The organism is Collimonas fungivorans Ter331, from assembly GCF_000221045.1.
Classification (GTDB): Bacteria; Pseudomonadota; Gammaproteobacteria; order Burkholderiales; family Burkholderiaceae_D; genus Collimonas; species Collimonas fungivorans_A.
Genome location: NC_015856.1, coordinates 2,292,314 through 2,305,814, shown reverse-complemented (window position 1 = coordinate 2,305,814; position 13,501 = coordinate 2,292,314). Strand labels below are relative to the sequence as shown.

The window sequence follows — 13,501 nt, the reverse complement described above, 5'->3', positions numbered from 1 at the left end:
GTCGCCTCCTACCTGTCAACCTTGACAGTTACGCCGAGCGCCCCATGCATTTCAAAATTAATTCACCAATACTGACTAAGGACACTACTGATGAACGTCATTTCCGGGGCCGCTGCCGAGTTGTCAAGTGAGCTATTTTCGAAAATATCCAGCTATCGCCACAAGGTTTTTGTCGAAACCCTGCAATGGAAACTGGAGACCAAGGACGGCGCAGAACTGGACCAGTTTGACCATGCCGATACGGTCTATGTCGTGGCGCAGGATAACCAGGGCGAAGTCAACGGCTGCGCCCGCCTGCTGCCGACCAACCAACCCTATCTGCTGAGCGAAGTCTTCCCGCAGCTGCTCAAGGGCGCGGCGCCGCCCTGCACCACCGAAGTGTGGGAGCTGTCGCGTTTTGCCGCCGTCGATTTCAGCAAGAAGAATGAAACGCCGCTGGCGCAGGTTTCCTCCTCCAACGCCTACCAGCTGCTGCAAGCCTCGATAGACTGCGCCGCCCGGCGCGGCGCCAAGCGCCTGATCACCGTCTCGCCGATAGGCATCGAGCGCTGGCTGCTGCGCGGCGGCTTCAAGGCGCACCGCTCGGGGCCGCCAATGCTGATAGACGGCCATCGCATTTTCGCTTGCCTGATTGACGTCTGAACCACGCCGGCTTGCCGGGCTCCACGGTAACAGTCCGGGCGCGCATAAAGTGCACAATCAAGCCTGGCGACGGCGCGACCGGCGCCAATTGACATGCGATGGAAACCTCCCTTATTGTGAATGACAATATCTACACAACGAGGGAAAACCACCATGGCCATCTGGGGCAAAGCCAACCTATTGCGCGCACGCGACGGCCATGAAGCCAAGGTACTGTCGGTCGAACTGTTCTTTGACCTGGTCTATGTCTTTGCGGTTACCCAGCTCTCCCACCACCTGCTGGAAAACCTGACGCTGCTGGGAGCGGTCCAGACCCTGATCCTGTGGTTCGCGGTCTGGCTGGTCTGGCAATACACCTGCTGGGTGACCAACTGGTTCGACCCCGACGCCATGCCGATCAGGGTGCTGCTGTTCGCCATCATGCTGGTCGGCCTGGTGATGTCGGCGGTATTGCCGGATGCGTTTGGCGAACGCGGCCTGATTTTTGCGGTGTGCTACGCCAGCATGCAGATCGGCCGCACCCTGTTCGTGGTGCTGCACCTGGGACGCCACCATGCGCTGAGCAAGAACTTCCAGCGCATGCTTGGCTGGCTATGCATCTCGGGCGCATTCTGGATTGCCGGCGGCCTGTCGCAGGGCCAGTACCGGCTGCTGTTCTGGACGCTGGCGGTGGCTTGCGAATACCTGTCGCCGATGATCGGCCTGTGGCTGCCGGGCATGGGACGCTCCCGTACCCAGGACTGGACCATCGAGGGTGGCCACCTGGCCGAACGCTGCCAGCTGTTCGTGATCGTGGCGCTGGGCGAGTCGATCCTGGTGACCGGCGCCACCATCGGCCATATGGCGAACTGGGATGCGCCGACCCTGATCGCTTTCCTGGTGGCTTTCCTTGGCAGCCTGGCGATGTGGTGGATCTATTTCGACACCAGCAGCCAGGCCGGCACCGAAGCCATCGTCCATTCCAAGGATCCCGGACGGATAGGCGCGTATTTCCACTATACCCATGTGCTCATCGTCGCCGGCGTGATCATCACCGCGGTCGGCAACGAACTGGCGATGGCCCATCCGGCCGGACACATCGAGACAAAATCGCTGGCGACACTGGTCGGCGGACCGATGGTTTACCTGCTCGGCAACGGCATCTACAAGACCGTGGTCTACCGCCGGTTCCCGTTTTCCCACATGATCGGGCTGGCGCTGCTGGCGATATTGGTCCCCTTCGCCTATTACACCGACCAGCTGATGATCTCCGGCCTGACCACGGTGGTGCTGATCATCGTCGCCATCCAGGAAAGCATTTCGCGGCGCAGCTCCCAAACAGCGCGACGCGCCGAATGAACAAGAAAATCTAAGCCGGACTACCGACCGCCGCACCGGCAGCCCGCAAGCGCGCCACATCGCGCGCCGGCGGCGAGCCGAACATGCGGTTGTACTCGCGGCTGAATTGCGAGGGGCTTTCGTAACCGACCAGGTGCCCTGCGGTAGCGGCGTCGCCGATCTGGGCGAACAGCAGGCGGCGCGCCTCTTGCAGCCTGAGCTGCTTCTGGTATTGCAGCGGCGTCATCGCCGTCACCGCCTTGAAATGATGGTGCAGCGAAGACGAGCTCATGTTGGCTTCGCGCGCCAGGTTTTCGATCCGCAGCGGCAGCCGGTAATCGCGCTTGATCAGTTCGATCGCCTTCACCACGTGCTGGGCCTGGCTGTCGGACATGGCGATCTGCTGCAGCATGCCGCCCTGCTCATCCTGCAGCAGGCGGTACAGGATTTCGCGCATTGCCAGCGGCGCCAGCATCGGGATGTCCTGCGGCGTCGCCAGCAGCTGCACCAGGCGCAGCACGGCATCCAGCAGGCTGGAATTGGCTTTGCTGACAAACATGCCGCGCGCCGGCAGATCCGGCTTTTTTGCACGGACCTCGCCGGTCATGATCATGTCGCCGATTTCCTTTGGCTCAAGGTCCAGGCGCAAGCACAGGTAAGGCAATTCCGGCGTGGCTTGCGTCACGTGGCCCATGACCGGCAGGTCGACCGAGACCACCAGGTACTGGGCCGAATTGTAAATATAGACTTCATCGGCCAGCATCGCCTGCTTCTGGCCCTGGGCAATGATGCACAAGGCCGGCTTGTGCAAGCCATGGGCCGGCGCCGAAGGCTGCGACAGCCGCACCAGATTAAGGGGCGCTATCGCCGTCTGGTGGGTACCGTCGATGACGGTGTATTGCTCGATCAGGCGCGCCAGCTCGAGTTGCTTGATCGACACCAAATGATCAGCGCCGCTGTCCTTGATTGTTCCTGAATTTTCCATTTGCAGCCTCGTTTTGTGCATTTGCAGAGTTTGACCGAGTCTACTATTTTTCAATCGGACGCGGCGGCGCCCAGCTGCATATCTGGAGGATCAGGCAAGAAGTCGCGACGAAGCGACTATCCCAGGCAGTTTCCCGGCCCCTATATTGATAAGCAGGTCCGGCGCCGACGGCGCGGGCCTGACCACATCAAGGAGAATCACATGTCTGGAATCAAGGATAAAGTTGTCATCATCACCGGCGCCAGCAGCGGCATCGGCGAAGCCACCGCCCGCATACTGGCGGCACACGGCGCCCGGGTAGTGCTGGGCGCGCGCCGCACCGAACGCCTGGAAACCCTGGCGGGATTGATCCGCACGGCTGGCGGCATAGCAGAATATCAAGCCCTGGATGTTACCCAACGAGGCCAGCTTGAAGATATCGTGGCGCTCGCCAAAAGCCGCTTCGGCCGGGTCGACGTCATCGTCAACAATGCCGGAGTGATGCCGCTGTCGACGCTGGAGCAGCTGAAGGTGGACGAATGGGAGCGCATGGTGGATGTCAACATCAAGGGCGTACTGTACGGCATCGCCGCTGCCTTGCCAGTCATGCAAGCCCAAGGCAACGGCCAGATCATCAACGTCGCTTCGGTCGGCGGCCATCGGGTGGTGCCGAGCGCGGCGGTATATTGCGCCACCAAGTTTGCCGTACGGGCGATTTCGGACGGCTTGCGTCAGGAAGTCGACAACATCCGGGTGACGGTGATTTCGCCGGGCGTGACCGAATCGGAGCTGGCCGATAGCATCACCGATCCTGCCGCCAAGCTGGGAATGCAGGCTTACCGCAAGATCGCCATTAGCGCGGAGGCAGTCGCCCGCACTATCCTGTTCGCCATCGAACAGCCGGCCGACGTCGACCTCAGCGAGATCGTGGTGCGGCCGACCGCAAGTGCAAACTAAGTCATGAAACAACAGGCCAGCCGGTCACGGCTGGCCTGCTCCACCTCCCTGAATCGGGAACTATGCACGGCCTTCCCACGGCACGTATTTGCGCTGCAGCCAGCGCAAGGCATATTCAAAACTGGAAGCAATCAAGGCAATCACCAGGATCCCCATGATGACGACATCGGTCACCAGGAACTGCGCCGCCGACTGGATCATAAAACCCAGTCCCCGCGTGGCGGCAATCAGCTCCGCCGCGACCAGGGTCGACCAGCCGACGCCCAGGCCGATGCGGATCCCAGTCAATATGTCCGGCACCGCGGACGGCAGGATCACAAAACGGATCAGCTGCCAGCGCGATGCGCCCAGGGTCTGCGCTGCCCTCAGCCGGTTCTGGTCGACCCGCCGTACGCCATGCAAGGTGGCGATCGCCAGCGGCGCGAAAATCGCCAGGTAGATCAGCAGCACCTTGGACAGTTCGCCGATGCCGAACCAGATCACGATCAACGGTAAATAAGCCAGGGGTGGGATCGGCCGGTAAAACTCGATCAGCGGATCGAACACCGCGCGCGCACGGCTGCTCAGGCCGATCAGGATGCCCACTGGAATAGCGCTGAAAATGGCCAGCAGCAGCGCCGCGAACACCCGCCCGATGCTGGTGGCGGCATGCTGCCACAAGGTGGCGTCGACAAAACCGTCGAGCGCGACCGCCTTGAATTTCTGCAATACCGCCAGCGGCGACGGCAGGAACAGCGGCGGCACCAGCGCCAGGGCGCTGAGCAGCCACCACAAACCCAGCAAAGCCGCTACCGTCAGCAGCGTGATGCTGCGCTCGGAAACTGCGCGCCTGGCCTTGGTTTTCGGCGCCTCTCGGCGCTGGCGGGCAGCGCTCGGCGATGCCTCCGGCTCCGGCGGCAATTCAAATTCAAGCGGCGAAAACGTCACGGATAATTCACTCATGCCAATGCCTCCTCCAATCCGGCATCGCTGCCGGAAGCGTTGCTCGAAGCATGACCGGGATGCAGCAGCTGCTCCAGGATTTCCTCGCGCAGGCTGACAAAGCGCGGATCGGACTTGATGCTGCGCGCCGCTTCGCCGGCCGCAAAACGCGCGCCGAATTCGAGCTGGCGCACGCTCTCCACCCGTCCCGGCCGCGCCCGCAGCAACACCAGGTCGGTCGCCAGGAACAGCGCTTCTTCCACGCTATGGGTAATCATGAAGATGCCTTTGCCGGAAGCTTTCCAGACTTGCAGCAGATGTTCCTGCATGTGTTCGCGCGTCAAGGCGTCGAGCGCGCCCAGCGGTTCGTCCAGCAGCAGGAAACGCGGATCGACCGCCAGCGCGCGCGCCAGGCTGACGCGCTGGCGCATGCCGCCGGACAATTCCCAGATGGCGGCGTTGGCGTAATCCTGCAGCCCGGTCAGCGCCAGGTATTCGTCCGCCCTGGCATGGCGCTGCTGCGGCGGTTGCCCGGCCAGGCGCAGCCCGAATGCGACATTTTCCCGCACCGTCTGCCATGGCAGCAAGGTATCGTTCTGGAACACCACGCCGCGCTCGGCGCCCGGTCCGGTGACCGCCGCGCCGTCGACGCTGACGCAACCCGAGCTCGGCCTCAGGAACCCGGCGATCAGGTTGAGCAAGGTAGTCTTGCCGCAGCCGGATTCACCGATCACCACGGTAAACCGGCCGTCATGCAGGTCGAGCGACAGATCGTGCAAGACTGGCCGCGCCGCGTTGGGATACACCACCCCTACCGATTGCAAACGGATCATGCGAACTCCTTACTGAAGCGCTGCTTGCTTGGCGAATCCCGGATTGACATAGGGCTGGTAATCCGGCAATACGCGCTCCACTTTCTTTTGTTCTTGCAAGAAACCGGAAGTCGCCGCCAGCGCCTTGACCGTAGAGTTGCTCAGCAGCTGCTCCTGCTCGCTGAGGGTAGGAAAACCGCTGCCGGCCAGCAGTTCGGCGATATCGCTCTGCTTGGCGGCGGTCAGGCGTGCAATTTTTTCGAACTGCGGCGAGCCGGCTTTCCAGTCCGCGCCGTGGCTGCGGTAGTCGGCATAGGCTTTGCCGGTGACTTTCACGAAGGCGGTCACAAAATCGGGATGTTTTTGCGCAAAATCCTTGCGCACGATCCAGGCGTCGAAAGTCGGCGCGCCCCATTTGGCCACTTCGGCCGAATCGGTCAGGATCTTGCCGGATTCCTTGACCTTGCCCAGCGCCGGATCCCAGACATAGGCGGCGTCGATATCGCCGCGCTGCCATGCCGCCGTGATCTCTTGCGGCCGCAGGTTGAGGATCTGCACCTTGGAGGCGGGAATGCCCCAGTGCTTGAGCGCCGCCAGCAGGCTGTAGTGGGTGGTCGAAACAAACGGCACCGCGATCTTCTTGCCTGCCAGGTCTTGCGCCGTCTTGATGCCGCTGCCGTTACGCACCACCAGCGCTTCCGCCTGGCCGATCTGGGCCGCGATCAGGATGGTTTCGATCGGCAGTTCACGCGTCGCTGCGGCGGCCAGCGGGCTGCTGCCCACGTAACCCAGCTGGATATCGCCGGACGCCACCGCGGTTATCACGTCGGCGCCGCTGTCGAATTTTTTCCAGTTGATTTTCCAGCCGCTGGCCTTTTCATAGGCGCCGTCAGCCTGCGCCACCTTGGCCGGTTCGACCACTGTCTGATAGGCGATATTGACTTCCTGGCCGGCGGCCCAGGCCTGGCCGGCCAGCACAGTGATGACTGAAGCTGCCGCCAAGGCTGGCAAACGTTTGAAAATATTGGCAATCATGCAAACCCTCATTGTGATTGAATTGATCGATGCAACTAATTAGCCCTGAGGCTTTGGCGCAAAGTTAATCGATTCGGGCAAGTTGCAGAACGAAGGTTTTCGGCAATGCTTATATGGTTTTTGCCTGGGGCAAGCTTCCAAAAGAGATAGCAAAATATCCTTTTATCTTAATAAGATATTAAACTATCTTTTTCAGAAAAAGATACTATACTATTCTTAAATCCATAAAAGATAGTTTATTAACCGCCATGAAAACCTTGAGCGAACTCTCTTCCATCCTGCGCCAGGCCAAGGACCGGCTGGCGTTGCCGATCATCGCCATGAGCCGCGCCAGCGGCCTGACGGCGGTGACCATACGCGGCGTCCTGTCGGGCAAGAGCGATCCCCGCCTCAGCACCCTGATGACGATGGCCGACCAGCTGGGGCTGGAGCTGATGCTGCTGCCCAAGGCGGTGGCGTCTTCGATTGCCGCAAAAGCGCCGGCCGAGGAAGAAGTGCAAAGCCTGGTGGCCGCGGCGCTGGCGCAGCAAACGGAGCGCAAATGAACCTGAGCGCGCTGGATATTTTCGTGGCGGAGCGCCTGGCCGGCGTCCTGTTCCAGTACGGCGACATGGTGCGTTTCCAGGTCGATCCCGCCTATGCGCAAGATCCGCAGCGTCCGACCTTGTCGCTCTCGATGCGCGCCGCCACGCCGCAACAAGACATGGCTTTGCTGCTTAATCCGCTGGCGGCGATTTTCAATTCGCCGGGCCAGATGCGGCTGCCCGCCTTCTTCCAGAACCTGCTGCCGGAAGGCGTATTGCGCAAGCAAATCGCGCTCGAGCGCAAATGCGCGGAAGACGATCATTTCGAACTGCTGGCAGCCTGCGGCCGCGACTTGCCGGGCGCCGTCAGGGCCATCCCGACCAGGCTGACGCGGGCCACGATGACGCGCCTGGTGACGCAAGACAAGGAAGCAATAGAAGAAAGCGTAAGCGCCGCGCCGCTGGTGGACGGCGTCTCGATTTCCGGCATGCAGCCGAAACTGGCGCTGATCCTGGAAGGCGGCAGGTATGTCAGCCGCACCCGCCACAAGGACGCTCACATCATCGGCAAGCTGCCCACCGCCCAATACGACCACCTGCCGGAAGTCGAGCACCTGTCGCTGCAGCTGGCGCAGGCCGCCGGCGTCACCGTCTGCAGCGCCAGCCTGCAGCCGCTGGCGGCGATCATGGCCGAACATCCGCATGCGGCAGAGGACAGCCAGCAATTCCTGGCGGTGCAGCGCTTCGACCGCGACCAGCCGGGGCGCCTGCATGTAGAAGATTTTTGCCAGATCCTGGGCGTCGATCCCGACAAGAAATATACCGGCGCCAGCTATGCCGACATGGCGCTGGTGATGCAAGCCGTGCCGGGATTGGGCACAGCAGCCTGCCATGAGCTGCTGCGCCGCATTGCGGTCAACGAACTGATAGGCAACTACGACGCGCACCTGAAAAATTTCGGCATCCGCTACCTGGCCGACGGCAGCATCGAATTCTCGCCGGCCTACGACATCGTGGCGTACAGCGTGTACCTGAACGGCAGCGGCCACGCCCTCAAATTTGCCGAGGGCCAGGCCAAACGCTCGTTCCTGTCGCCGCTCAGCCTGCGCGCGTTCGCCAACCGCAGCGGCCTGCTGGAGCCGCCGCTGCGCCAGGTGATCAGCGAGGTCTGCAAAAAAGCCCTGGCGACATGGCCCGCCCTGATTGCCGCCAGCCAGTTGCTGCCGCACCAGAAAACCCGGCTGACAGAATATTTCATGGGCCGCGACATCATCGCCGGCTTGCGCGCAAGACAGGCCCGGCAGAGCGCAAAAGCTGCCGGAATCCGCTAATATCACACCCTTTCCTCGCTCTCTTTCTTTATTAAGGATCAGCAATGCCAGCAACAGCAGACCAAGCCCAGCCAGGAATCCTGGAAGCACTCGCACCACTCGGCCGTTCACTCACATTTCGCCTTGGCGGCCACAACCCGCAGGCGGCGCTGATACGGCTGCGCGAAGTTTTTGCGGCGGACTGGGGCGTGGTCGGACTAGGCCAACCCCTGGTCCAGGCGCTGGAACAGCATGTCGGCGGCCTGCGCTCGTTTCCGGCGCTTGAAGGACAAGGCTGCGCCGCGCCGTCGACCCAGCAGGCCATGTGGTTCCTGCTGCGCGGCAGCGACCGCAGCAGCCTGTTCGAACGCACCGCACAACTGGTCGAGCTGCTGGGCGACGCGCTGGTGCTGGAAGACGCGATGGATACTTTCCGCTACCGCGACACACGCGACCTGACCGGCTACGAAGACGGCACCGAAAACCCCAAGGCGGCAGCAGCCATCGCCGCCGCGCTGGTGGCCGACGGCGCCGGCCGCCAAGGCTCGAGTTTTGTCGCGGTACAACGCTGGATCCATGACTTGCCGCGCTTCCGCGGTTTCCCCGCCGCACAGCGCGACGCCACCATCGGCCGCCAGGTTGCCGACAACGAGGAAATCGAAGAGGCGCCGGAATCGGCCCACGCCAAACGCACGGCGCAGGAAAGTTTCACGCCCGAGGCCTACATGGTGCGCCACTCTATGCCATGGGATAACGGCCTGCAGCAAGGCACCGAATTCATCGCTTACGGCGAATCCAGCGACCGTTTCGAAAACGTCCTGCGCCGCATGCTGGGCCACGAAGACGGCATCGTCGACGCCCTGTTCAGCTTTTCGCGTCCGGTCACCGGCGGCTACTACTGGTGCCCGCCGCTGCAGGACGGCCGCCTCGACCTGTCCGGCATCGGCATCTGAGCCAGGTCAGGCATGACCGCCATCCAGCTCTCCCTGCCCGCCGCGCGCGCCTTGCAACTGGCGGCCCAGGGTTTGCTCAACCCGGTGCGCAAGAAAGCCGTCAAGCAGGACGTGCTGGCTGCCATCCGCCAGATGGGCCTGCTGCAGATCGACACCATCCATGTGGTGGCGCGCAGCCCCTACCTGGTGTTGTGGAGCCGGCTCGGCAGCTACCAGCAGAGCTGGCTGGACGAGTTGCTGGAGGAACGCCAGCTGTTCGAATACTGGGCGCACGAAGCCAGTTTCCTGCCGATCGAGGATTACGGACTGTACCGGCACCGCATGATCGATCCCGGCTCCATGGGCTGGAAGTATTCGGCCAAATGGATGGAACAGCACGCCGCCACCATAGAGCTGCTGCTGCAGCATATCCGCCAGCACGGCCCGGTGCGCTCGGCCGATTTCAAGCGCACCGACGGTAAAAGCGGCGGCTGGTGGGAATGGAAACCGGAAAAACGTTCGCTCGAAGTGCTGTTCACGGCGGGCCGCCTGATGATCGCCAGGCGCCATAACTTTCATCGGATCTACGACCTCGCCGAACGCATCCTGCCCGACTGGGACGATACCCGCATGCCATCCACAGAGGAGACCCAGCGCACCTTGCTGCTCAAGGCGGTGCAAGCACTGGGAGTGGCCAAAGCCAGCTGGATCGGCGACTACTTCCGCACCGCCAAGAGCCGCCCCAGCCCCGATCCTGAGACCTTGGTCGAAGACGGCAGCCTGCTGCGCGCCACGGTGGACGACTGGCAGCAGCCGCTGTACATCCACCCCGCGCATCGCGAACTGGCGCTGGCCGCCGCCGGCGGTTTGCTGAAACCCAGCGCTACCTGCCTGCTGTCGCCTTTCGATCCGCTGGTATGGGACCGCAAGCGTGCGCTGGAGCTGTTCGATTTCGATTACCGGCTCGAGTGCTACACGCCGGAAGCCAAGCGCAGCTACGGTTATTTTACGCTGCCCATCCTGCATCGCGGCGCCCTGGTGGGACGGCTGGACGCCAAGGCGCATCGCGGCCAGGGCGTGTTCCAGGTCAAGGCGCTGTACCTTGAGCCCGGCACCCGCACCAGCCAGAGGTTCGCCACCGAACTGGCGGCCACCCTGCAGCGTTTTGCCAGCTGGCACGGCACGCCGCAGGTGGTGATCGACCAGTGCACGCCACGGGCCTTCCGCACCATGCTGCGGGCCGCGCTCTAACCGGCGTTCAGCAGGTTCTTGTCGACGCCGATGCCAAACGCGCGCGGCCGCCCGATGCCGTAGCCCTGGGCGAAATCGACGCCGATCTCGGTCAGGGTGCCGATGATCCGTTCATTGACGGCGAATTCGGCAATCGTCTGCTTGCCCATCAAATGGCCGATCTTGTTGATCGCCTCCACCATTGCATAGTCGGTCGGGCTGTTCAGCATGTCTTTGACAAACCCGCCGTCGATCTTGATGAAATCGACAGGCAGGTTCTTCAGGTAAGCGAACGAAGACATGCCGGCGCCGAAATCGTCGAGCGCAAAGCGGTAGCCCACCCCTCTCAGTTCCTGGATAAAGTGTGCAGCCTTGGCAAAATTGGCGATCGCGCTGGTCTCGGTAATCTCGAAGCAGATGATTTGCGGCGCGATGCCGTACTTCACGTGCTGTTCCTGCACAAAACTGAGGAAATTGCTGTCTCCTATGCTGGTGCCGGAAAGGTTGATGGCGCAGGTCTGGATTTCCCGGCCGCGCCCTTGCTGGCGCATTTTCGCCAGGGTGGCGAATACCGTCGAAACGACCCAGCGGTCGATGGCCGGCATCAGGTTGTAGCGTTCCGCGGCAGGAATGAACACCATCGGCAGCACCAGGTTGTCATCCTTGTCCAGCATGCGTAGCAGGATTTCAAAATGGGCGCCGTGGCTGGGAGGCTTGCCCAGGGCAGAAATCTCTTGCGAGAACAGGCAGAACTTCTCTTGCGTCAGCGCTTCATTGATACGCGTGATCCACTCCATCTCGCCGTGCCGTATCGACAGCTCGCTGTCGTCCAGCCGGTATTCGTGTACACGGTTGCGGCCCTTTTCCTTGGCCAGGTAGCAGGCGGCGTCGACCGCGCTCATGATCTGCCCCAACGTATGCATTTCGCCCGCCAGGTTGATCAGGCCGATGCTGACGCCGATGGTGAACGGCTTGTTGGTCCAGACGAACTGGAAATCGGCGACGGTCTGCCGCAATCCTTCGGCAATCCGCAGCGAATGCTCGACCGGGCAGTTCTCCAGCAAGACGCCGAATTCGTCGCCGCCCAGGCGGGCGATGGTGTCGGTATCGCGCAAGCGCTGTTTCAGCAAGACGCTGACCTGCCGGATCAGCTCGTCGCCGGCGGCGTGGCCGCAGGTGTCGTTGACCACCTTGAACTGGTCCAGGTCGAGGTACAGCACGGCATGCTGGCGCTGCTGGTCGCGCGAGGTGATCATCGCCACCGTCAGGCGCCGCTCGAACTCACGCCGGTTGATAAGTCCGGTCAGTTCGTCGTGGCTGGCCTGGTACGACAGCTGCGCCGCATATTCCCGGTCCTTGCTGACATCGTGCAGCACCAGCACCGTGCCTATGGTTTCGCCGCTCAGGTTGCGGATCGGCTCGGCCGACAGGTTGACCGCGACCTCGCTGCCGTCGTCGCAGACCAGCAGCAGGTTGGACGCGCGGTCGATCGGCACGCTGTTGTCGAGGATCTGCGGGATCAGGTCGGGAATCCGGTTGCCCGAGCTTTCGCCCACCACGTGCAGGATTTTTTCCAGCGGCAAGCCGCGCGCCGAGGCCAGCGTCCAGCGAGTCAGGATTTCCGCCGTCGGGTTCAGGTATTCGACCAGGCCGTCGGTGCTGAGCGTGATCACCGCCTCGCCTATCGATTCCAGCGTGACCTGGGCGCGCTCCTTGGCGGCATACAGCTGCTCCTCGGAGCGCTTGCGGGCGGTGATGTCGGTAAACGAGCCCGCCATGCGCACCGGCTCGCCGGCCGAATTGCTGGTGGACTGCGCGCAGGAACGGACCCAGCGCAATTCCCCGCCCTTGGTGACGATCCGGAACTCGATGTCGCACGGCGAATTGTCGTGCAGGTGCGACGTCAGCTTGGCGCGCACCGCATCCAGGTCCGACGGATAGATGCAGTTCAGGAACTGCAGCGGCGTCGGCTCTTCTTCTTCCAGCGAATACCCCAGCAATTCCTTCAGGCGCGGCGAATAATAGATATTGTCGGCCTGGATATCCCAGTCCCACAGGCCGTCGTTACTACCCAGCATCGCCAGGTGCAACCGTTCCTGGCTGATCTTCAGCGCCTCTTCGAACTGGTCGCTCTTGGTCAGGATATAGCGCGAAATCCAGCTGCCGAAAATCATCAGGCCGACGGCGATGGTCAGCGTCGCAAACAGCAGCAGGCGCTGGACCTGGCGCGACGATTCGCCCAGGCTGGCGGAAAAGCGCAATTCCAGCGGCGTCAGTTCGGCGTCTATCTCGCGGATGCGGGCGACGCTGGCGATCATTGTCTGCGGATCGGGGTTGCCGGCGCTGATCGCCGCATGCAGGCGGCTGGCTTCTGCGCTCAGCTCCTGGATCAGCTGGTCGCCGATCTTCCAGTTGGCGACCGGTTCCCGCAGCAGGCTGAAATTCTTGAAATTGCGATACAGGCTGATGATGCCGTCGATGTCGTCCGGGTGATTGCCGCCGTCCAGGAAACCCTGGCGCACCACTTGCAGGTCCGGATTGGGTTTATCCAGCTCGTCCCGGGCGCGGCGGTCGCCGATCGACACCGCCAGCGCCTTCAGCACCTTCTGGTAGTCGGGGTCGGCATGCGTCACCGCATACTGGTTCAGGTGGAATACCGCCTCCTTCTGCGCCTTCGACCACAGGCTCTCGCCGCCGACAAAGGCGCGCACCGAAGACAGGATATTCATGCTGAACGCCAGCAGCCCCACCATCAAGGCCACGATCGCCAGGAACGGCAAGATCACCTTGATCCAGCGCATGCCGCTGTCCATGGTGAAAAATTTCTTCAATCGCTGCATCACAAAACCTCACTGAT

Annotated in this window: 12 protein-coding genes; 7 read left to right on the top strand and 5 right to left on the bottom strand. The window is 62.2% G+C overall.

Features of this window, described 5'->3' with window-relative positions; translation table 11 throughout:
• Window positions 1-90: 90 nt before the first annotated feature.
• Window positions 91-642: an acyl-homoserine-lactone synthase gene (locus CFU_RS10105; protein WP_014005941.1), complete on the top strand. Its 552-nt coding sequence runs from the start codon at window positions 91-93 to the stop codon at window positions 640-642.
• A gap of 153 nt (window positions 643-795) precedes the next feature.
• On the top strand, window positions 796-1,980 hold the full coding sequence (locus CFU_RS10100; protein WP_041741681.1) for a low temperature requirement protein A: 1,185 nt from the start codon (window positions 796-798) through the stop codon (window positions 1,978-1,980).
• A gap of 10 nt (window positions 1,981-1,990) precedes the next feature.
• Here CFU_RS10100 and CFU_RS10095 read toward each other — a convergent pair whose 3' ends face one another.
• Window positions 1,991-2,944 carry an AraC family transcriptional regulator gene (locus tag CFU_RS10095; RefSeq protein ID WP_041743264.1) on the bottom strand — a complete coding sequence of 318 codons (954 nt, stop codon included), beginning with the start codon at window positions 2,942-2,944 and terminating at the stop codon, window positions 1,991-1,993.
• Between the two features lie 201 nt (window positions 2,945-3,145).
• Between CFU_RS10095 and CFU_RS10090 the strand changes: the two genes are divergently transcribed.
• Window positions 3,146-3,880 carry an SDR family oxidoreductase gene (locus tag CFU_RS10090; protein WP_041741680.1) on the top strand — a complete coding sequence of 245 codons (735 nt, stop codon included), beginning with the start codon at window positions 3,146-3,148 and terminating at the stop codon, window positions 3,878-3,880.
• 60 nt (window positions 3,881-3,940) lie between these two features.
• Here CFU_RS10090 and tauC read toward each other — a convergent pair whose 3' ends face one another.
• From tauC to tauA, 3 genes are read right to left on the bottom strand one after another with little or no spacing between them, the layout of a single operon-like run.
• Window positions 3,941-4,822 (bottom strand): taurine ABC transporter permease TauC, encoded by an 882-nt coding sequence (gene tauC / locus CFU_RS10085; RefSeq protein WP_014005937.1) that lies wholly within the window; start codon window positions 4,820-4,822, stop codon window positions 3,941-3,943.
• Window positions 4,819-5,634 (bottom strand): taurine ABC transporter ATP-binding protein, encoded by an 816-nt coding sequence (locus CFU_RS10080; protein ID WP_014005936.1) that lies wholly within the window; start codon window positions 5,632-5,634, stop codon window positions 4,819-4,821. Before CFU_RS10080 ends, tauC begins: the two co-directional genes overlap by 4 nt.
• Before the next feature lie 9 nt (window positions 5,635-5,643).
• A complete protein-coding gene (gene tauA / locus CFU_RS10075) occupies window positions 5,644-6,648 on the bottom strand; it encodes a taurine ABC transporter substrate-binding protein (protein ID WP_041741678.1) in 1,005 nt (334 codons plus the stop codon).
• Between the two features lie 257 nt (window positions 6,649-6,905).
• On the opposite strand from tauA, the gene CFU_RS10070 reads away from it, so the two are divergent.
• From CFU_RS10070 to CFU_RS10055, 4 genes are read left to right on the top strand one after another with little or no spacing between them, the layout of a single operon-like run.
• Window positions 6,906-7,193, top strand: coding sequence for a helix-turn-helix domain-containing protein (locus tag CFU_RS10070; protein WP_148264797.1), 288 nt, complete (start codon window positions 6,906-6,908; stop codon window positions 7,191-7,193).
• Window positions 7,190-8,503: a type II toxin-antitoxin system HipA family toxin gene (locus CFU_RS10065; RefSeq protein ID WP_014005933.1), complete on the top strand. Its 1,314-nt coding sequence runs from the start codon at window positions 7,190-7,192 to the stop codon at window positions 8,501-8,503. The genes CFU_RS10070 and CFU_RS10065 overlap by 4 nt, the downstream gene beginning before the upstream one ends.
• Window positions 8,504-8,547: 44 nt before the next feature.
• The gene (locus tag CFU_RS10060) at window positions 8,548-9,435 is read left to right on the top strand and encodes a Dyp-type peroxidase (protein WP_014005932.1); all 888 of its coding nucleotides are present in this window, start codon (window positions 8,548-8,550) and stop codon (window positions 9,433-9,435) included.
• 12 nt (window positions 9,436-9,447) lie between these two features.
• Window positions 9,448-10,665, top strand: coding sequence for a winged helix-turn-helix domain-containing protein (locus CFU_RS10055; RefSeq protein ID WP_014005931.1), 1,218 nt, complete (start codon window positions 9,448-9,450; stop codon window positions 10,663-10,665).
• Here CFU_RS10055 and CFU_RS10050 read toward each other — a convergent pair.
• Window positions 10,662-13,484 carry an EAL domain-containing protein gene (locus CFU_RS10050; RefSeq protein WP_081466451.1) on the bottom strand — a complete coding sequence of 941 codons (2,823 nt, stop codon included), beginning with the start codon at window positions 13,482-13,484 and terminating at the stop codon, window positions 10,662-10,664. The genes CFU_RS10055 and CFU_RS10050 overlap by 4 nt on opposite strands.
• Window positions 13,485-13,501 lie beyond the last annotated feature (17 nt).

Coding starts and splice junctions, on each gene's coding strand:
- CFU_RS10090 (WP_041741680.1), top strand. CDS start 3,146: ATGTCTGGAATCAAGGATAAAGTTGTCATCATCACCGGCGCCAGCAGC.
- tauA (WP_041741678.1), bottom strand. CDS start 6,648: ATGATTGCCAATATTTTCAAACGTTTGCCAGCCTTGGCGGCAGCTTCA.
- CFU_RS10100 (WP_041741681.1), top strand. CDS start 796: ATGGCCATCTGGGGCAAAGCCAACCTATTGCGCGCACGCGACGGCCAT.
- CFU_RS10060 (WP_014005932.1), top strand. CDS start 8,548: ATGCCAGCAACAGCAGACCAAGCCCAGCCAGGAATCCTGGAAGCACTC.
- tauC (WP_014005937.1), bottom strand. CDS start 4,822: ATGAGTGAATTATCCGTGACGTTTTCGCCGCTTGAATTTGAATTGCCG.
- CFU_RS10080 (WP_014005936.1), bottom strand. CDS start 5,634: ATGATCCGTTTGCAATCGGTAGGGGTGGTGTATCCCAACGCGGCGCGG.
- CFU_RS10055 (WP_014005931.1), top strand. CDS start 9,448: ATGACCGCCATCCAGCTCTCCCTGCCCGCCGCGCGCGCCTTGCAACTG.
- CFU_RS10105 (WP_014005941.1), top strand. CDS start 91: ATGAACGTCATTTCCGGGGCCGCTGCCGAGTTGTCAAGTGAGCTATTT.
- CFU_RS10095 (WP_041743264.1), bottom strand. CDS start 2,944: ATGGAAAATTCAGGAACAATCAAGGACAGCGGCGCTGATCATTTGGTG.
- CFU_RS10050 (WP_081466451.1), bottom strand. CDS start 13,484: ATGCAGCGATTGAAGAAATTTTTCACCATGGACAGCGGCATGCGCTGG.
- CFU_RS10065 (WP_014005933.1), top strand. CDS start 7,190: ATGAACCTGAGCGCGCTGGATATTTTCGTGGCGGAGCGCCTGGCCGGC.